The 18,606-nt window shown below is 51.0% G+C and carries 17 protein-coding genes; 14 read left to right on the top strand and 3 right to left on the bottom strand.

The features are described from left to right. Positions 1 to 85 precede the first annotated feature (85 nt). The gene (locus E1N14_RS14155) at positions 86 to 1,252 is read right to left on the bottom strand and encodes an NnrS family protein (protein WP_025011486.1); all 1,167 of its coding nucleotides are present in this window, start codon (positions 1,250 to 1,252) and stop codon (positions 86 to 88) included. A gap of 351 nt (positions 1,253 to 1,603) precedes the next feature. Beyond that, a complete protein-coding gene (gene suhB, locus E1N14_RS14150; protein ID WP_025011487.1) occupies positions 1,604 to 2,404 on the bottom strand; it encodes an inositol-1-monophosphatase in 801 nt (266 codons plus the stop codon). A gap of 150 nt (positions 2,405 to 2,554) precedes the next feature. On the opposite strand from suhB, the gene trmJ reads away from it, so the two are divergent. The 14 genes from trmJ (at position 2,555) to E1N14_RS14080 (ending at position 17,958) form a co-directional block, all read left to right on the top strand. Then, positions 2,555 to 3,283, top strand: a complete 729-nt coding sequence (gene trmJ, locus E1N14_RS14145; RefSeq protein WP_025889458.1) for a tRNA (cytosine(32)/uridine(32)-2'-O)-methyltransferase TrmJ — start codon at positions 2,555 to 2,557, stop codon at positions 3,281 to 3,283. A 14-nt stretch (positions 3,284 to 3,297) separates the two neighbouring features. Beyond that, positions 3,298 to 4,119, top strand: coding sequence for a serine O-acetyltransferase (cysE, locus tag E1N14_RS14140; RefSeq protein ID WP_025011488.1), 822 nt, complete (start codon positions 3,298 to 3,300; stop codon positions 4,117 to 4,119). A gap of 198 nt (positions 4,120 to 4,317) precedes the next feature. Then, on the top strand, positions 4,318 to 4,779 hold the full coding sequence (iscR, locus tag E1N14_RS14135; protein ID WP_025011489.1) for a Fe-S cluster assembly transcriptional regulator IscR: 462 nt from the start codon (positions 4,318 to 4,320) through the stop codon (positions 4,777 to 4,779). Positions 4,780 to 4,860: 81 nt separating this feature from the next. Then, complete coding sequence (locus E1N14_RS14130; protein ID WP_025011490.1) at positions 4,861 to 6,075, top strand: IscS subfamily cysteine desulfurase; 1,215 nt, start codon at positions 4,861 to 4,863, stop codon at positions 6,073 to 6,075. 32 nt (positions 6,076 to 6,107) lie between these two features. Beyond that, the gene (gene iscU / locus E1N14_RS14125) at positions 6,108 to 6,491 is read left to right on the top strand and encodes a Fe-S cluster assembly scaffold IscU (RefSeq protein WP_025011491.1); all 384 of its coding nucleotides are present in this window, start codon (positions 6,108 to 6,110) and stop codon (positions 6,489 to 6,491) included. A 14-nt stretch (positions 6,492 to 6,505) separates the two neighbouring features. Next, entirely contained in the window at positions 6,506 to 6,829 is a 324-nt protein-coding gene (gene iscA / locus E1N14_RS14120) for an iron-sulfur cluster assembly protein IscA (protein WP_025011492.1), read from the top strand. A 23-nt stretch (positions 6,830 to 6,852) separates the two neighbouring features. Beyond that, a complete protein-coding gene (gene hscB / locus E1N14_RS14115) occupies positions 6,853 to 7,377 on the top strand; it encodes a co-chaperone HscB (protein WP_025011493.1) in 525 nt (174 codons plus the stop codon). 83 nt (positions 7,378 to 7,460) lie between these two features. Then, entirely contained in the window at positions 7,461 to 9,323 is a 1,863-nt protein-coding gene (gene hscA / locus E1N14_RS14110; protein WP_062793808.1) for a Fe-S protein assembly chaperone HscA, read from the top strand. A gap of 8 nt (positions 9,324 to 9,331) precedes the next feature. After that, a complete protein-coding gene (gene fdx / locus E1N14_RS14105) occupies positions 9,332 to 9,667 on the top strand; it encodes an ISC system 2Fe-2S type ferredoxin (RefSeq protein WP_025011494.1) in 336 nt (111 codons plus the stop codon). Positions 9,668 to 9,799: 132 nt separating this feature from the next. Further along, the gene (rimK, locus tag E1N14_RS14100) at positions 9,800 to 10,699 is read left to right on the top strand and encodes a 30S ribosomal protein S6--L-glutamate ligase (RefSeq protein ID WP_025011495.1); all 900 of its coding nucleotides are present in this window, start codon (positions 9,800 to 9,802) and stop codon (positions 10,697 to 10,699) included. Positions 10,700 to 10,780: 81 nt separating this feature from the next. Continuing rightward, on the top strand, positions 10,781 to 10,978 hold the full coding sequence (iscX, locus tag E1N14_RS14095; protein ID WP_025011496.1) for a Fe-S cluster assembly protein IscX: 198 nt from the start codon (positions 10,781 to 10,783) through the stop codon (positions 10,976 to 10,978). Positions 10,979 to 11,371: 393 nt separating this feature from the next. After that, positions 11,372 to 11,803 (top strand): nucleoside-diphosphate kinase, encoded by a 432-nt coding sequence (ndk, locus tag E1N14_RS14090; RefSeq protein WP_025011497.1) that lies wholly within the window; start codon positions 11,372 to 11,374, stop codon positions 11,801 to 11,803. A 388-nt stretch (positions 11,804 to 12,191) separates the two neighbouring features. Beyond that, on the top strand, positions 12,192 to 14,861 hold the full coding sequence (locus E1N14_RS14085) for a TonB-dependent receptor (protein WP_062793807.1): 2,670 nt from the start codon (positions 12,192 to 12,194) through the stop codon (positions 14,859 to 14,861). Positions 14,862 to 15,306: 445 nt separating this feature from the next. After that, positions 15,307 to 17,958 carry a TonB-dependent receptor gene (locus tag E1N14_RS14080; RefSeq protein WP_025011498.1) on the top strand — a complete coding sequence of 884 codons (2,652 nt, stop codon included), beginning with the start codon at positions 15,307 to 15,309 and terminating at the stop codon, positions 17,956 to 17,958. A 212-nt stretch (positions 17,959 to 18,170) separates the two neighbouring features. On the opposite strand, the gene E1N14_RS14075 is transcribed toward E1N14_RS14080, so the two are convergent. After that, on the bottom strand, positions 18,171 to 18,512 hold the full coding sequence (locus tag E1N14_RS14075; RefSeq protein WP_025011499.1) for a TraR/DksA family transcriptional regulator: 342 nt from the start codon (positions 18,510 to 18,512) through the stop codon (positions 18,171 to 18,173). Positions 18,513 to 18,606: the final 94 nt, after the last annotated feature.

Here is an 18,606-nt window from a genome sequence, read left to right as displayed (position 1 = left end):
GAAAACTCCCTGAAATCATTTCCTAAATAGTATCAGCAAATTTTCTGCCTGCCGCGAAATCTGTGTGATAGCTTTCACAGAACCTTTAACCGGGGCGGCCATCTAGCCTCGCTCGGCAAAGGATTGGTGCGTAAAGCAAAACAAAAGTGGCAAATGCCATCAGCCAGCAGAGAATCGCGCCCATCAGCAAGATTTGACTTACCTGGGGCACAATAGCTGCCGTAACCCGCAATATTGCAGCCAGTAATATCAAGCCAAAGGCGGGTATCATGGGCCAGGCAATCTGCAGCGGTCTGCCGGAATGCCCCAAAGATACCCTCGCCATCATAGCCAGGATCATTCCGCCCATACCGCCAACGGTCAGGGCATGAAACCCCAACATCATCTGGCCACTGACACCGATAATCAACAGTCCGAGCGGAATAAACAAATAACTTAAATGCAGTGACCACAACAGTGGTACCTTGAGACTGGCGCGCCAGCCCCAACGCGCCCAGCGCAGTAGCAATGAGACACCTGCCAGCAAGGACAATGCTTGTGTTAGCCAAGGGTAGGGTAAAAATAGACTGATAAGCATCAGGGGTAAGGAGGCGAAGCTGAGCGCTTCGAGTAAAGGGTTTGGCGCCTTGCGGTTAAAGTCGGTGGCGCGCTCGGTAAAGAAGGGGATCACCCTGCCACCCAGCAGGGCCACCAGGAGAACGACCAGCAGCGCTGCGGCTTGCAGTGCTTTTTGTGCCAATCCGGGCTGTTCAAGGCCGAGATAAGAGAGGAGGTTGGCACCGAAGAGCAATAGCAGCAGAGGCACAAACACCAGGTTGCGCCACTGTTTGACCCGAATAACGGCTAAACCGAGCAACAGCGCCGTGACTGGGAAAAATGCCAGATCCAGCAGCATGACCAAAGTAAAAGGGGCTATGCCGGCATCGAGCAAGAGTAGTCTGGGAGCCAGCCATAGACACCAGAGCAGCAGCAATGGCCAGCCTCTTATACCTGGAACCCCTGTCCAGTTTTGAACTGCTGTTAACAAAAAGCCCGCGATAACAGCGCCTGTGAAGCCGAACAGCATTTCGTGACCATGCCACCACAGAGGGTTGGCGTGGGGCGTCAGTGGTACTTGACCACTGAGTAACGCTCCCCAAAGTAAGAGTGATAACAAGCCGAACAGGCTGGCGCCGAGAAAAAAAGGTCTGAAGCCCAAACGGAAGAGCGCCAGCGGAAACTGCTTGTTGGCCGGTTCATCGATGTTGAGGATGCCGCCCCGGGTGTTGCGAGTGCCGGATTTGCTCATAGTCTTGCCTTAAATACCCAAACAAAGTACTCGGGTATTTTAAGGTGCAATATAAATGCATGTAAATATATCCAAAGAGTTATCTGTATGAGAGACTGAGGGACGATCCCCATCCTTGGTTATTCCGGCTTGACTCGGCAAGAGCCTTATTGATTTAATCCTGTTTGATTCAATCTGATTTACTCGAACGGATTGAAGTCCGCTCTATCTTCTTGGCGTTCAGGCGTAAAAAAACCGCCATGAGGCGGTTTTTACCAACAGACTTCAGCACTTAGCAGCCTATTGCAATGTTTGCTTAAGCACTTGTCTGATAACTTACTTCAGAGCGTCGCTCAACAGGGGACGGAAGCGTTTGACCAGCAGGCTGGTGGCTTTAGGCGCACCGGCAACGATATTGCCAGAGAGCAAATAGTTGTGACCACCACTGAAGTCGGTAACTGTACCACCGGCTTCACGAACAATCAGATCGCCGGCAGCGATATCCCAAGGCTTGAGGCCCAGTTCGAAGAAGGCGTCTACACGACCGGCGGCCACATAGGCCAGATCCAGCGCAGCTGAGCCGGCGCGGCGCAAGTCGGCACACAGAGAGAAAGTCTCGCCAAACAGCTTCATATAAGTTTCAGTATGCTGACGGGCCTTGAAAGGGAAGCCAGTGGCAACCAGACTACCGCCCAGATCGCTGACATTGTTTACACGGATACGGAAATCATTCAGCTTGGCCCCTTTACCACGTACGGCGCTGAACAGTTCATCGCGAACAGGATCATAAACAACGGCAACTTCAGTCTTGCCTTTGTACTGCATGGCGATGGAAACGGCGAAGTGAGGTACACCATTAACAAAGTTATTGGTGCCGTCCAGAGGATCAACAATCCACAGATAATCTTGGTTGGTGCCGCGGTTTTCGCCATTTTCCTCACCCACTATGCTGTGGTCAGGATAGGACTTGCGGATCTGATAGATAATTGCTGCTTCTGCTTCCTTGTCTACACTGGTCACAAAATCGTTGACACCTTTGGCATCGACTTCAATACGGTCGAGTTCGGTGTAGGCACGCATAATAGTTTGGCCCGCAGCGCGAGCAGCGCGCACGGCAATAGTCAGCATCGGATGCATTGCAATCCCCTGGATGTTAAAGAACGGACAAAAATTCGGCGCAGATTATACCCTAGTTGTCAGTTATATCAAATGGCGATTTTTCTATAAGCAAAAAAATGTGCCTGTGGTACCATCCGCCTCCTGATTTTTTATTTTTGAAGTTGTTCCATGCTCTCCAATATTCGTGTCGTCCTGGTAGGTACCACGCATCCCGGAAATATAGGTTCTGTGGCCAGGGCCATGAAAACAATGGGATTATCCAACCTTTATCTGGCGGAGCCCAAAGTTGAGCCAGATGGCCAGTCCATTGCGCTTGCCGCCGGTGCCTCCGACATTCTCAAACATCTGGTCAAGGTCGATAGCCTGGAAGAGGCGATTAAAGACTGCAGCTTGGTGATTGCCACCAGTGCCCGCAGCCGCACTCTCGACTGGCCCGTGCTCGAACCCCGTGAAGCGGGCAGTAAATTGGCGCTTGAGAGCAGTCAGGGCCCGGTCGCCATTGTCTTTGGCCGTGAAAGCCATGGCCTGAGCAACGAAGAGTTGCAGAAATGCCACTATCATGTGTGTATCCCCGCCAACCCGGAATACAGCTCACTCAACCTGGCCCAGGCGGTGCAGCTTATCTGTTATGAAACCCGGGTGGCTTGGCTGGAGAAGCATCAACAAGCCGAGCAGGAGCTGGTTGAGTATCCCAGCAGTGAAGATCATGAGCGTTTCTTTGAACATCTGGAACGGACACTGCAAAAAACCGGCTTTATTATCAAGAATCATCCGGGACAGGTGATGATCAAGCTGCGGCGCCTGTTCACCCGCGCCAGAATCGAAACGCAGGAGATGAACATACTGCGCGGGATCCTGACATCGGTAGAGAAAAAGGTCGACAGCAAAGAAGAGTAATCCGAGGAATCAAGATGGGTGTGATAGCCAGACTGAAAGAGGACATAGGGTCCATTTACCATAGGGATCCTGCGGCGCGCGGTGCGCTGGAAATATTGCTCAATTACCCGGGTATGCAGGCCATTTGGCTGCACCGTATCAGTCATAAGCTATGGAAGGCCAATTGGTGTTTTCTGGCGCGCTGTTTGTCCACCTTTTCCCGTTGGCTTACCGGGGTGGAAATACACCCGGGCGCAACGATAGGTCGGCGCTTCTTCATCGACCACGGCATGGGGGTTGTAATAGGGGAAACCGCCGAGATTGGCGATGATTGTACCCTTTATCACGGCGTGACCTTGGGAGGCACCACCTGGCAAGCCGGTAAACGTCATCCAACCCTTGGCAATAACGTGGTCATAGGAGCGGGGGCCAAGGTGCTGGGCCCCATTACCATGCATGATGGTGCCCGGGTTGGTTCCAACTCTGTGGTGGTCAAAGACGTGCCCAAGGACACTACTGTTGTGGGTATTCCTGGCCGGGCTGTCACAGTGGCGTCGGCTCAGTCCAAGGAAACCAGCGAGCGTCGCAGCGCCATGGCCAAGAAATATGGTTTTGACGCCTACGCCGTGTCACCCGACAACCCCGACCCTGTTGCCAATGCCATAGGCCAGATGCTGGACCATATGCATCTGATGGACTCCAAAGTACAGGAAGTCTGTCAGGCGGTTCAGAAAATGGGTGGCAGTGTTTGCACCGAGCGCCTGCCTGAGTTGGATGTGGGCGAGTTCAGCGAGGCCGAAACCGCTGCGGCGGAAAAGCGCCAGCAGGCAATGGATGAGTTTGATCCCATAATCTGATACTTAATGGCTATTTTGTGGGCTTTTGCCATTGAATAATCGCGGCGAAAAAGGTTAAATACCCCACCAAGCAGACAGGGTATTCAACCTGATTTATGAACCACTAATACCCGAGTAAACAAGTAGGATTTATACTTGACTAAATTGCTCGGGTATGTTGAAATTCCCACATACCTGTTTGGGAGCCGTGGTCGTTTTATGAAACTTACATCTAAGGGTCGCTACGCAGTGACAGCCATGCTGGACGTGGCCATACATTCGGCGCAGGGGCCGGTACCGCTGGCAGATATTTCCGAGCGCCAGGGGATTTCCCTCTCTTACCTAGAACAACTCTTTGCCAAACTGAGAAAACAAGGCTTGGTCGCCAGTGTGCGCGGTCCCGGTGGTGGTTATCGCCTCGGACTGGAAGCCAACGATATCTCGGTGGGCATGGTGGTACATGCGGTGGATGAATCTGTCGATGCCACCCGTTGTCAGGGACAGGGGAATTGCCAGAGTGGCACCCGCTGTCTGACGCATTCGCTCTGGGGTGACCTGAGCAAACAGATTTCTGACTTTTTAAATGGCATCAGCCTTGCTGCACTGATGCAGAAACGGGATGTACAGTTCATCTCGGTAAAGCAAGATAAGATGCAGCAGGAGCAGAGAGTCAGCGCTTGAGCTGATCCTCTGGTGGATATAAAAACGAATAATGTACGTTGTATGTAGCCTCGGCCGAGACTGCGAAGTACGGAGTGTGTAATGAAGCTTCCTATCTATTTGGATTATGCCGCAACAACGCCTGTAGACCCCCGGGTTGCAGACAAAATGGTACAGTACATGACAATGGACGGTGTATTCGGTAACCCCGCATCCCGTTCACACCGCTACGGCTGGCAGGCCGAAGAAGCAGTGGATATTGCCCGCAACCAGGTCGCGGAGCTGATCAATGCCGATCCCCGTGAAATCGTGTTCACCTCCGGCGCCACTGAATCTGACAACCTGGCTATCAAAGGTGTTGCCCACTTCTACCAGAAGAAGGGTAAGCACATCATCACCAGCAAGACAGAACATAAGGCCGTACTGGATACCTGCCGTCAGCTGGAGCGTGAAGGTTTCGAGGTCACTTACCTGGAACCTGCGGCCAACGGTATTATTCCCATGGAGCGCCTGGAAGCGGCCATGCGCGACGACACCATTCTTGTCAGCATCATGCATGTCAACAACGAGATTGGCGTGATCCACGATATTGATGCCATCGGCGAACTGTGCCGTAGCAAAGGCATCATCTTCCATGTGGATGCTGCCCAGAGTGCCGGTAAACTGCCTATCGATATTCAAAAGACCAAGGTCGACCTCATGTCTATCTCGGGTCACAAGATGTATGGCCCTAAAGGCATAGGTGCCCTGTATGTGCGCCGTAAGCCTCGTATTCGTCTGGAAGCCCAGATGCACGGCGGTGGTCATGAGCGTGGTATGCGCAGCGGCACCCTGGCGACTCACCAAATTGTGGGTATGGGCGAAGCGGCAGCCATTGCCAAAGCCGATATGGAAAAAGATAACGAACGTATTCGCTATCTGCGCGACAAGCTGTGGAACGGTATCAAAGATATCGAAGAAACCTATCTCAATGGCGATATGGAGCAACGTGCCTGCGGCAGCTTGAACGTCAGCTTTAACTATGTGGAAGGCGAGTCGCTGATGATGGCGCTCAAGGACTTGGCCGTATCTTCCGGCTCGGCCTGTACTTCTGCCAGTCTGGAGCCCAGCTATGTGCTGCGTGCCCTGGGGCTGAACGACGAGATGGCGCACAGCTCAATTCGTTTCTCCATCGGTCGTTTCACTTCCGAGGAAGAGATCGACTACGCAATCGAAACCATTAAAAACTCTATTGGCAAACTGAGAGAAATGTCACCACTTTGGGAAATGTTCAAAGATGGTGTGGACCTCAACCAGGTGCAGTGGGCACACCACTGATCCCCGCGGATAGATGAATTTGGAGCAGTATCATGGCTTACAGTGAAAAAGTGATAGATCATTACGAGAACCCGCGTAACGTAGGTTCTTTCGACAAGAACGACCCCTCCGTAGTGACCGGCATGGTGGGTGCGCCTGCCTGTGGTGACGTGATGAAACTGCAGCTCAAGATTGACGACCAGGGCATCATTGAAGATGCTCGCTTCAAGACTTACGGCTGTGGCAGCGCCATCGCATCAAGCTCTTTGGTGACCGAATGGGTTAAAGGCAAGTCCATCGAGGAAGCGGCTGCCATCAAGAACACGGATATTGCAGAAGAGCTGGCTCTGCCACCTGTGAAGATCCACTGTTCTATTCTGGCCGAAGACGCCATCAAGGCGGCTCTGGAAGAGTACAAGTCCAAGCAAGCTAAATAACGCCAGGAGTTAAGATGGCTATTACTATGACGCCTGCCGCCGCCGAGCGTGTCCGTGCCTTTCTGAGCAACAGAGGAAAAGGCATAGGTTTGCGCTTGGGGCTTAAGACTTCAGGCTGCAGCGGGATGGCTTACGTTCTGGAATTTGTCGACGAACTCAATGAAGATGATGAGGTTTACAACATAGATGGTGTCAACATCATCATAGATGCCAAGAGCTTCATCTATCTTCAGGGGATCGAGCTGGACTTTGTCAAGGAAGGACTCAACGAAGGCTTTAAATTCAATAACCCTAACGCCAAAGGTGAGTGTGGTTGCGGTGAGAGCTTCACGGTTTGAGTTTCACCGCTGCCTGAGAGTATATGAATTATTTCGAGCTGTTTGATTTAACTCCCTCCTTTGATGTGGACACCGCCGAGCTGGCCAGTCGCTATCGCGATCTGCAGCGGGCGGTGCATCCCGACAAGTTTGCCAACGCCAGTGAACAGCAAAAACTGCTGGCCATTTCCCGCACTGCCCAGATAAACGACGCCTTTCAGACCCTGAAAGATCCTATCCGTCGGGCCGAACATATGTTGGCGCTCAAAGGTGTGGATATCAGTCACGAGACCACCACGGTTAAAGACACCGCCTTTTTGATGCAGCAGATGGAATGGCGTGAAGCGCTGGAAGAGATAGGCCAGAGCGGCGATGCCCAGAGCGATATCGATGAGCTCGATGTTTCATTTGCGGCTTACCGTAAGCAGGTGACAGAGCTGCTGCGTAACCAACTTCACAGTTCCAAAGAGGCCGACGCAATAGCCGCGGCAGATCAAGTCCGCAAGTTGAAGTTTATGGCAAAATTGCAGGATGAACTGCAGCGGGCCCAGGATGCGTTGTTCGACTGACGTCGCCTTCGGCCTTCAAGCATATTCCTACGGTTGGCTCAATTTTTGATTGGGCCAACTTTTTAAACACAAGATGGAAGACTATGGCACTTTTGCAGATTGCTGAACCCGGCCAAATGGCCGCTCCTCACCAACACAGATTGGCCGCAGGGATAGATTTGGGTACTACCAACTCCCTAGTTGCTGCGGTTCGCAGCAGCGAGGCGAGCACGCTGGCCGACGAGCAAGGCCGGCACTCATTACCATCTGTGGTGCACTATGGCGAGCAAGGAGTCCGTGTGGGTCACGATGCCCTGGCCGATTCGGCCAAGGATCCTGAAAACACCATAGTGTCGGTGAAGCGTTTCATGGGCCGCTCTTTGGCCGATGTGCAAAGCGGTGAGCAAGCTTTCCCCTATCAGTTTGAAGCCAGTGAAAACGGTCTGCCTCTGTTTGTGACCCGCGCCGGTAAGATGAATCCGGTTCAGGTGTCTGCAGAGGTATTGCGCCCCCTGATTGCCCGCGCCGAGTCTACCCTGGGCGGGCCTTTGGAAGGCGTGGTTATCACAGTGCCTGCTTATTTTGATGATGCCCAGCGTCAGGGAACCAAAGATGCGGCAGCTTTGCTCGGTATCAAGGTGTTACGCCTGCTCAACGAGCCAACTGCGGCCGCCATCGCCTATGGCCTGGACTCGGGACAGGAAGGCGTCATTGCCGTCTATGACTTGGGCGGCGGCACCTTTGATATCTCTATTTTGCGTCTCAACCGCGGCGTATTTGAAGTCTTGGCGACCGGTGGCGATTCGCGCCTGGGTGGTGATGACTTTGATGAGCTGCTGCAAGGCCTGCTGCGTGATCGCATGGCGCTGAAGTCGCTTTCAAGCCAGGAAGCGCGGCAGTTGCTGATGGAAGCCCGGCGGGTAAAAGAAGCATTGACCGATAGCGACAGCGCTATTGCTAAGCTGACACTGAAAGATGGCAGTGAGCGTGAAGCCGAGGTGAGTCGCAGCGAGTTTGACCAGTTGATCAACACGCTGGTGAAGAAAACCATTCAGGGTTGCCGCAAGGCCCTACGTGATGCCGGAGTGGATACTGACGAGGTGCTGGAAACCGTGATGGTTGGCGGCTCCACCCGGGTGCCTCTGGTGCGGGAAATGGTCGGTGACTTCTTTGGCAAGGCGCCGCTGACGTCAATCGACCCTGATCGCGTGGTCGCCATAGGCGCTGCGGTACAGGCCGATATTCTGGTGGGTAACAAGCCTGACTCGGATCTCTTGCTGCTGGATGTGATCCCGTTGTCGCTCGGCATTGAAACCATGGGCGGTTTGGTGGAGAAGGTGATTCCGCGTAACACCACCATTCCGGTTGCCAGAGCCCAGGAATTTACCACCTTCAAAGACGGTCAGAGCGCCATGGCGTTTCATGTGGTGCAAGGTGAACGTGAACTGGTGGCCGATTGCCGCTCTCTGGCACGCTTTACCCTTAAGGGCATTCCACCATTGGCTGCAGGCGCCGCGCATATTCGGGTGACCTTCCAGGTAGATGCCGATGGCTTGCTCAGTGTCACCGCCATGGAGAAGTCTACCGGAGTACAATCCAGCATCCAGGTTAAACCTTCCTTCGGTTTGAGTGATACTGAAATTGCCGGAATGCTCAAGGATTCGATGCAGAATGCCAAAGAGGATATTGAGCTGAGAATGCTCACTGAGCAGCGAGTGGAAGCGGCCAGGGTACTGGAATCGCTGCACTCGGCGCTTGCGAAAGATGGCGAACTGCTCAGCCAGGAGGAGCGCGCTCTGGTTGACCGCGCCATGGCTGATTTGAGTGAAACCGCTGCCAATGGCGATGTTGATGCCATCAAAGCAGCGATAGAAGCGGTGGATGCGCAGACCCAGGAGTTTGCCGCCAGACGCATGGACAATTCGATTCGGGCCGCACTGAAGGGTCAGTCGGTCGATAACATATAGGTGAGACTATGCCACAGATAGTATTTTTGCCCCATGAAGAACTGTGTCCTGAAGGCGCCGTGGTGGAGGCAGAGGTGGGTGAATCCATTTTGGATGTCGCGCTGAAAAACGGCATCAACATAGAGCATGCCTGCGAGAAATCCTGTGCCTGTACTACCTGTCATGTGATAGTGCGTGAAGGCTTCGATGAGCTTGAGCCAAGCGATGATCTGGAAGACGACATGCTGGACAAAGCTTGGGGCCTGGAGCCTGAAAGTCGTCTGTCCTGTCAAGCCAAGGTGGTTGAAGGTGATATGGTTGTCGAAATCCCCAAATACACAGTCAACATGGTCAGTGAAGGTTAAGTGCTGACATCTTTTGAAAACCGGCCCCAAGTGGCCGGTTTTTTATTGCTATGCTTGGCGTGCAGAGATTGATTTCCAACACGGCAGGCGTATGATGCGCTGTCTTTTTCACTCTTAGGGACACTGACCTGGATGCAGATTGCAATTTTGTCACAGAACAAAACCTTATATTCCACACGCCGTTTGGTGGAGGCCGCCCAGGAACGGGGTTATCAGGTGCAGGTGATCAATCCGCTGGAATGCTATATGAATATCAGTATGCAGCAGTCCAGTATTCATATCGGGGGCGTCGAGTTGCCGTCCTTCGATGCGGTGATCCCGAGAATAGGTGCCGGCATTACTTTCTACGGCACGGCTGTGGTGCGTCAGTTTGAGATGATGGCTACCTATACACTCAATAGCTCCATGGGGATCTCCCGCTCACGGGATAAGCTGCGCTCCATGCAGTTACTGTCCCGCAAAGGCATAGGACTGCCTGTGACAGGTTTTGCCAATAAGCCCAGCGATATTCCGGATCTTATCGACATGGTCGGTGGCGCTCCCTTGGTGATTAAACTCTTGGAGGGCACTCAGGGGATAGGTGTGGTGCTGGCTGAAACCCGTAAGGCGGCCGAGAGTGTGATTGAGGCCTTTATGGGCCTCAAGGCCAACATCATGGTACAGGAATATATCAAGGAGGCCCAAGGGGCCGATATCCGCTGTTTTGTACTTGGCGACAAGGTCATTGCCGCCATGAAACGCCAGGCTCTGCCGGGAGAGTTTCGCTCCAATCTGCATCGGGGCGGCACGGCAACCTTGGTGAAGTTGTCCCCTGAGGAGCGTTCAATCGCGGTGCGCGCCGCCAAAACCATGGGGTTGAATGTTGCCGGCGTGGATATTTTACGCTCCAACCATGGACCCGTGGTGATGGAGGTCAATTCATCACCCGGACTCGAAGGGATTGAAGCCGCTACCGGCAAAGATGTTGCCGGCGCCATCATAGAGTTTATTGCCAAGCAGAGGCGTAAGGGCAAGACACCAAGCGAAGCCTGATCTTGGTCTCAATCAAGGCTATTAAGGCTTCAACTGCGGCGCTATACTCAAAGTCAGTACTTATCTGAAGCAGGAGTAACCATGGGACTCAAGTGGATAGATTCATTGGACTTGGCTTTGGAGTTGCTGGAGGCACATCCTGATGTGGATCCAGAGCAACTGCATTTCCCTGAGCTTTACGAGTGGATATTGGCGTTGGAAGCCTTCGATGATGACCCTAAACGCTGCAGCGAGAAAATTCTCGAAGCCGTGCAGCAATGCTGGATCGAGGAAAAGTAACCCCCTCTGGCAGAAAACTGATCCCGGTCAAATTATCACCATCACGAGTCAACTATATTAACTTGGTTAATAAATTGTTGTGCCGGTTTCGGAGGTTTGTCATGTCACGTTTCTTCGCCTGTAGTTTTGGATTATTTGCTCCGGCCGTGCTGGCACATTCGGGGCATGGTGGTGTTGGCTTGTTTCATCATTTTCCTCAGTTTATGCCTTTGTTATTACTTTTGGTTTGTCTCTGCGGCGGTTACCTTTGGCTCAAGCGTCGGCATTGAGTCTTTGTGTACCTCCTCCCGGTAGATTTTGCCAGGCGCTTTGCGAGATAGGATTAGGATCTGGCGCATTTATTTCGTATAATCCGCGCGAAATTTAAAAACTCGCTGATTAAGGAAGCTAGTCATGGCGATCGAACGTACTTTTTCTATCATTAAGCCTGATGCGGTAGCCAAGAACCACATTGGTGCTATCTATAACCGTTTTGAAACTGCCGGCCTGAAAATTGTTGCCGCCAAAATGGTTCACCTGACCAAAGAACAAGCCGAAGGTTTCTACGCTGAGCACAGCGAGCGTCCTTTCTTTGGTGCTCTGGTTTCTTTCATGACTTCTGGTCCTATCATGGTTCAGGTTCTGGAAGGTGAAAACGCCGTTCTGGCCAACCGTGAAATCATGGGTGCGACCAATCCTGCTGAAGCTGCCCGTGGAACTCTGCGTGCTGACTTTGCTGACAGCATCGATGAGAACGCTGTTCACGGCTCTGATGCTCTGGCATCAGCCGAGCGCGAAATCGCATACTTCTTTGCTGCTGATGAGCTGTGCCCTCGCACTCGTTAATTAACAGCAAATAGACAAAAAGGAGCCGAATGGCTCCTTTTTTGTTTGATTTTTGTGTGCAGTAGAAATTCTACCTACATCACATTTTTCATCAAAAGCGTTGCATTAACAGTTGGTTGAAAAGTAAGCGTTGTAAATAAAATGTTTTGATACCTAATGATACATCTTGGCTGTAGCCGGCATTTGTTCTGTAAAAATATCATTAGTTTTTGATTGATAAGGTGCTTGAGTTTTACAAATTAAACCAGGTGTCAACAATTCGTTATCATTTAAGTGATTGATAATGTTGCTGTTATTGGTATGTTTCTCGTTTGGGGGGCTGAGTATTACATAGAATAAGAACACGGTGTTCCCTCCCTGCCACCGTGCTTGAAAAAGGAATGAGAATATGTCAACGCAGACTGCAGTCGCTAAGGCCATCCGCTTTAGTCTGTTTGCTTTTGTTTCCACATCAATCCCTACAATGGTTTATGCCGCCGATGATGCTCAGGCTACAGAACAAGTAGAACGTATTGAAGTCACTGGCTCCCGTATCAAACGCACAGATATGGAGAATGCTTCTCCTGTTGTTGTGATGAGTGCTGCCGATATTGAGAAAGGTGGTTTCAACTCGGTTCAGGATGTACTGGGTAACCTGTCGCAGAACTCAGGCGGCTCCATGACCCAACAGGAAGTACATGGTTTTACCCCTGCCGCTTCCTCTGTCAACCTTCGTGGCGTGGGCGCCGGTCGGGTACTGACCCTGATCAATGGTAAGCGGGTGCCCAAGTATCCCTTTGGTGCCGGTGGTACCGACAGCTTCGTGGATACTGCCAATATTCCTTTGGGTGCGATCGAGCGTATCGAGATCCTGACTACAGGTGCCTCGGCTATTTACGGCTCTGACGCCATGGGTGGTGTTATCAACATCATTCTCAAGAAAGATGTCGAACAGACAACTTTCAAGTACCGTTTCTCCGACACGGATGAAGGTGGTCTGCGCAACAATCAGTTCTCTTTCATGACAGGTGTCAGCAGTGATACGGCTAACCTGACTTTCTTTGCCGAATATGAAGACAGAACGGCACTGAAAGGGACAGATCGCCCAGAGTGGGGTACAGATATTGTCGACGGTCAGCCATACTCAGGTTACAGCTCTTACGGTGCCAACCTGGTACAGGACCTCGGCAACAACAAAACTTCGCTGACCAAGACCTTGTCACCGGCAGAATGTGAGGCCCGTGGCTATGTGGTGATGGAAAATGGCCGCTGTGGTTTTGACCGCTCCAAGCAGCGTGATTTCCTGCCGGAGCAGAAGCGCTACTCGACCATGATCAACCTCACCAAGGAGCTGAATGCGGATCATCAGTTGTATTCCCGCATTGATTACACTCATTCCTCGACCTTTACCGAGATTGAGTCTGCGACAGTGGGCACTGATTTCAAGTTCAATGTAGCCGGCGATAAAGTCACCATTGCCAATAAGGACAAGGGGCTGTCCCAAACTTTTGACAAGGACACTGCATTCGGTGGTGACTTTGCCAATGCTGCAGACGGCGACTACTACTACACCCGCCGTATGAGTGAGCTGGGGCCACGTACCTCTGACTTTGAAACCAATAACTTCTCTTTCATCATAGGTTCCAAGGGGTTCCTGACCGACAGTATCGAGTATGATGCTTCCTGGTCTATTGCGCGTCAGACAGTGGAATCCCGCAGCAACGGTTCTCCAACTTACCAGAGCACCTTCGACTACCTGACCTCTGGCGACAGCGGCAAGTCTCTGCTGGATGTGATCTCTCCTGAAGATGCGGCACTGCTGAACTACGAAGGTAACAAGAAGGGACAATCTACTCTGTCCAGCTTTAGTGCCGGTATCAATGGTGATGCGTTCGAACTTGCCGGAGGCACTGCTGCCTACGCTGTGGGTATCGAATACAGCAAGGAGTGGTTCTACGATAAGTCTGACAGCTTCACCTCCAACGGTGGCGTCATAGGCAAGGGGGGCAGCAGCGCCGAAGGTGAACGTGAGCAGTATGCTGCCTATGCCGAGCTGGCCTTGCCATTGCTGGATCAGTTGACCATGACACTGGCCGGACGTTATGACTACTATGATGATGAGTCTGATGTTGGTGGCCAGTTTACTCCGCAAGTGTCACTGGAATACCGTCCAATCGACAGCCTGATGCTGCGTGCTTTGTATGCCGAGACTTTCCGCGCACCGGATATGCAACGTTTGTTTGGCGATCCTACCACTGGCTACAGCACAGTTATCGACACTCCGCGCTGTGAAGCCTATGGTGAATGTGACAAGATTGAGTCTTTGCCGATTGCCATCGGTGCCAACCCAGAGTTGGAAGCCGAAGAGGGTAAAAACTACAACCTGGGTCTGGTCTGGGACTATGAAGGTATCAACCTGACGGTGGACTACTGGATGGTTGAAATCGACAATCTGGTGAATGACCCGAGTGCGCAGTATATTCTGGATCACGCCGATGCTTTTGCCGACAAGATTGAACGTGACAGCAATGGCAAGTTGCTGAAAGTGAACACTCAGGCGATGAATATGTCTTCTCGTGAGACTGCCGGTATTGATTTCTCTCTGGGCTATCGCTATGAAACCGAGAGCTATGGTGAATTCAGCAGCCGCCTGGAAGGGACTTACCTGACCCGTTGGAAGGAAAAGCTGACTCCGGATTCAGAGGAGCTGGACCTTATCGATGGTGAGGGATCTGCGCCTCAGCTGCGTGCCAACCTGAACCTGGGATGGTCTTACAACGACTTCTCCACCAACATTCTGTTCAAGTATATCGACAGCATGAATGGTGAGCGGATGGATTACTTTGTCAGCGAAGGTCTGGACAGCACTTATCCGGTGAAAATCGATAGCCATGTCGAGGTTAACCTGGCTGCCAGTTACTTCATCTACGACAATCTGAAGGTTTCTGCCGGTATCAACAACCTGTTTGATTCAGGACCGGAGATCGATTACACCCAGTCCAGCTGGCCTCATTACCCACGAGCCTACTATAACGTTATTGGACGTGAATATTATGCAGGGGTAGAGTTTACTTTCTAATAGTATTCAAACCTTGAAAACCGGCTTAATAAGCCGGTTTTTTATGCCTAAAATAAACAAAGGGAAAATGATGTTGGATACATATTGATTCAGGTGTTTTCTAAGTGTTTATTCTGGTTCGTTGTGACTTTTTGCTACGAGATTATTGTTTCTTGAATATTAAAATACAGGTAATTTTAAACTTAATAAAAACATTGTTTTCAATATGTATCAATTGTGTGTTTCTGTTTTAATAGTTTGATTTATAGATGTTTTTTAGTTCCATTGGCAGTTTCACTCTATTTATTTGTATCAATTGGTTACCCATTGGTTGTTTTTGTGTTTTGTTTGTTGACCGCATTGTTTTATTTGTGGAGTATCTTTGTGAGTGTTGCAATTTGTTTGCAATGTTTAAAACAAAAATAATCAGATATTTCTTGCAGAAAGAAACATCAGGGAGACAAGTATGAGTTCCATCAGTTTAACTGCAAAGGCAGTTCGTCGCGGTTTACTTGCTGCGGCAGTTACGGGAATAGCTTTCAGCGGATATGCAACCGCTGAAGAAGCAAAAGAAGGCAAAGTCGAGCGTATTGAAGTAACTGGTTCACGTATCAAACAAGTGGATATGGAAACCGCTTCACCTGTTACTGTTATCACAGCAGCCGATCTTAAGGTTACCGGGGAAACCTCGGTTGCCGATGTATTGAATAACTCCAGTATCAACAGCTTTGGTTCCTGGCGTGGCATGTCCGGCTATGGTGCCGGGGCCAGTGCCACCAGTGATGTGGATTTACGTGGTCTGGGTTCTCAGGCAACCTTGATCCTGCTCGATGGTCGCCGTATGCCGGGTACCAGCTCAAGCTCAGGAACCGTTGCCGATACTTCCAGCATCCCAATGGCGATTGTTGAGCGAATCGAAATTCTGCGTGACGGCGCCTCTGCAGTTTACGGCTCGGATGCGGTTGCCGGGGTAATTAACATCATTACCAAGAAAGACTTTGAAGGTGTTGAGCTGAACTACACCGGTGAATCACCTGATGTGGAAGGCGGCGATTCTTCACGTTTCTCTGTAGCGGCCGGTTTTAGCACAGATAAGGGCAATATCACCCTGACGTTCGAGCATTACGATACTACCTCTGTGTACGATAAAGATGTTTGGCGCTTTGATGATCCTAGCTGGAACGGCATCAGCTCCTATAGTGTGATCCCAAGAGCTACCTATATTGGCGCCGATGGTAAATCGGCCAATTATACCAATAGCGAGCTTTGCTCCCAGGCACCGAATGTTATTGATGGTACCGACGGCGCCAATGCCGGAACCTGTTACTATGACTTTGGTAAGGTGACCAAGCTGTTTGGTAATGTGAACCGCAACAGTATTCTGTCTAACTTCAATTACCAGCTGACTGACGACATACAGTTCCGTGGCCGCGCTTCTGCCAGTCTGAGTGAAACCAATACCCGTTACGCGGGCACCCCGGTATCAACCAACGCCCCAACCATGGCTGCGGACAACCCAATGAACCCATTGGGCACAGATATCACTGAGATCCGTATGCGTTCGGTACAGATTGGTGAGCGTGACACTACCACTGAAACCAACTCAATCGACTTCCTGGCCGGGTTGGTAGGTTATTGGGATGTGGGTAACGGTATCGATTGGGAAATCAATGCCCAGCATACACGTTCAACCACTGACTCATTCAACTACAACCTGATCAACGACAATATCGTTCAGGACCTGATCAACACAGGCAACTATGATGTCTTCAACACCACAGGCATGAGCTATGAAGATTGGGATGCGCAGATGGCTGATCTCTATGGTCAAGCGGCCCATACCGGTGTGTATCAGGCGCAATTTAACAGCACCCAATTTGATGGTCTGTTGTCCGGCATGCTGTATGAAGGCAACGGTATTACTTTGGCCGCTGTTGTCGGTGCCGAGTATGAGATGATTGAGTTTGTGCAGCTGAGTGACCCGCAATCTGCTGCCGGTATTATCTCCGGTGGTTCGGGTGGCGACGATGTTGATGCAACCCGGGATCGCAGTTCTGGCTATTTGGAACTGCAATCTTCGCTGCCATACAATGTGGATCTGTCCGCTGCAGTTCGTTATGAGCGCTATGAGCAGGAAGGTAACATAGCTTCCGGCTTTGCCTCTTCAACCTTCGATTCAGTTGTGCCCAAGTTCTCTGCGAGCTGGCGTCCGGTTGACTCTCTGTTGCTGCGTGCCAGCTGGGGTGAGTCTTTCCGTGCCCCTAATATGGGTGAGATGTTCTCCGGTGAAGCGCTGAGTTTTGAACGTACCCTGGATACTGTCTGGTGTAGTGCCAACCCCGGGGCCGATGAAAACTACTGTAGCCCAAGTAACCAATATAAGACCTTCTATGGCGGTAACCCGGATCTGAAAGCGGAAGAGGGTGAGTCCTTGACCCTGGGCTTCGTCTGGAACGTGACTGACGATTGGAGTATTGAAACCTCTTACTATGACATCAGCTACGACAGCAAGATTGAAGTGGTCGATGTTGCGGATCTGATCCGTGAAGAAGAAGCCAATGGTGGTTCGCCTTATATCATTCGTGGCAGCGATGGCAAGATTGAGACCATTCACAGCCAGTATCGTAACTTGAGTGCGCTGGAAACTTCCGGGATTGACTTTGTCACCAGCTACAACCAGGAAACTGATTTCGGTGATTTCCGTCTGAAGTTGGAAATGACTCATGTACTGGAATATAAGACCAAGGCCGATGCCGAGTCTGACTTCTTCGATGAAGCAGGTCTGCAGGACAAGCCTGAATGGCGTGGCAGTGCGTCAATCAACTGGAGTCGTGATAACTGGAGTGCAGCTTGGACTACCTACTATATAGGTGGCCAGGATTCAGGAGCTGTTGAATACAACAACGAATACCTAATCAACGTACCAAGCTACTTCAAGCACAACGTCCAGGTAAGCTACGCCCACGACTGGAATGGTTCCATCACCTTGGGTGTGAATAACGCCTTCGATGAGGAAGCACCAACCTGGTACAACTATGCTGACTATCGTGATGTCAACACAGGTCTGTACGACGTACTGGGTCGCACCTGGTTTGTAACCATTAATCAGAAGTTCTGATAAAACGCCGATTCTCCCTTACGGCTCAGCCCCGCCATTTTGGCGGGGCTTTTTTGTATAGAGCCCCCCAACTAGGCTGGGGGTTCCGTTTATCCGAATAAAAGCTTGTCTGTCAGGAGCCGAGGACATACGCGCAAAGAAAGAGCGGAGTTTTACGATAGTCATAAAAAAAGCAACCCTTGAGGTTGCCTTCATCGCTCTTGATTGATCAATCAGTGATTCAATCGCAATTCTTGTCTGTGTTCGTGTTTATATTGCTCATGGCAACGTTCACAACGCTGCTCGGTCGGATCTCTGTCGAGCCGATATGCTTCGATTTCAGCTTCACAGTCTGCACAAAGGCCATAAAGCCCTAAATCCAGTTGGCAGAGGGCGGCATCCAGTCTCAATAGTCTGTGGTAGAGAGGATGTTTGCAAAGATCGGCCTGAATCATGGTTTCAATCAGATCACTGAGTGACATCTGGGGATCCCAGTGGGGTCCGAGCACCATTATCTCTTTCCTGAGATCGATTTCTAACGCCGACAATGCTTGTCTGATATGGGAGCTGCTCACTGATAATTGCCTGTAAAGATTGAGTCTACGGTCATTTAGTCTAAACAGCCGGGTCAATGTCACTATGATAAAGATCAAATCTGGGTGACATTTT

The organism is Shewanella algae, from assembly GCF_009183365.2.
Taxonomy (GTDB): Bacteria; Pseudomonadota; Gammaproteobacteria; order Enterobacterales; family Shewanellaceae; genus Shewanella; species Shewanella algae.
This window is presented reverse-complemented; position numbering and strand designations above follow the sequence as displayed.

What these genes read in the sequence shown, in the direction of transcription:
- suhB (WP_025011487.1), bottom strand. Translation starts at nt 2,404, where the DNA reads ATGCATCCGATGCTGACTATTGCCGTGCGCGCTGCTCGCGCTGCGGGC.
- trmJ (WP_025889458.1), top strand. Translation starts at nt 2,555, where the DNA reads ATGCTCTCCAATATTCGTGTCGTCCTGGTAGGTACCACGCATCCCGGA.
- cysE (WP_025011488.1), top strand. Translation starts at nt 3,298, where the DNA reads ATGGGTGTGATAGCCAGACTGAAAGAGGACATAGGGTCCATTTACCAT.
- iscR (WP_025011489.1), top strand. Translation starts at nt 4,318, where the DNA reads ATGAAACTTACATCTAAGGGTCGCTACGCAGTGACAGCCATGCTGGAC.
- E1N14_RS14130 (WP_025011490.1), top strand. Translation starts at nt 4,861, where the DNA reads ATGAAGCTTCCTATCTATTTGGATTATGCCGCAACAACGCCTGTAGAC.
- iscU (WP_025011491.1), top strand. Translation starts at nt 6,108, where the DNA reads ATGGCTTACAGTGAAAAAGTGATAGATCATTACGAGAACCCGCGTAAC.
- iscA (WP_025011492.1), top strand. Translation starts at nt 6,506, where the DNA reads ATGGCTATTACTATGACGCCTGCCGCCGCCGAGCGTGTCCGTGCCTTT.
- hscB (WP_025011493.1), top strand. Translation starts at nt 6,853, where the DNA reads ATGAATTATTTCGAGCTGTTTGATTTAACTCCCTCCTTTGATGTGGAC.
- hscA (WP_062793808.1), top strand. Translation starts at nt 7,461, where the DNA reads ATGGCACTTTTGCAGATTGCTGAACCCGGCCAAATGGCCGCTCCTCAC.
- fdx (WP_025011494.1), top strand. Translation starts at nt 9,332, where the DNA reads ATGCCACAGATAGTATTTTTGCCCCATGAAGAACTGTGTCCTGAAGGC.
- rimK (WP_025011495.1), top strand. Translation starts at nt 9,800, where the DNA reads ATGCAGATTGCAATTTTGTCACAGAACAAAACCTTATATTCCACACGC.
- iscX (WP_025011496.1), top strand. Translation starts at nt 10,781, where the DNA reads ATGGGACTCAAGTGGATAGATTCATTGGACTTGGCTTTGGAGTTGCTG.
- ndk (WP_025011497.1), top strand. Translation starts at nt 11,372, where the DNA reads ATGGCGATCGAACGTACTTTTTCTATCATTAAGCCTGATGCGGTAGCC.
- E1N14_RS14085 (WP_062793807.1), top strand. Translation starts at nt 12,192, where the DNA reads ATGTCAACGCAGACTGCAGTCGCTAAGGCCATCCGCTTTAGTCTGTTT.
- E1N14_RS14080 (WP_025011498.1), top strand. Translation starts at nt 15,307, where the DNA reads ATGAGTTCCATCAGTTTAACTGCAAAGGCAGTTCGTCGCGGTTTACTT.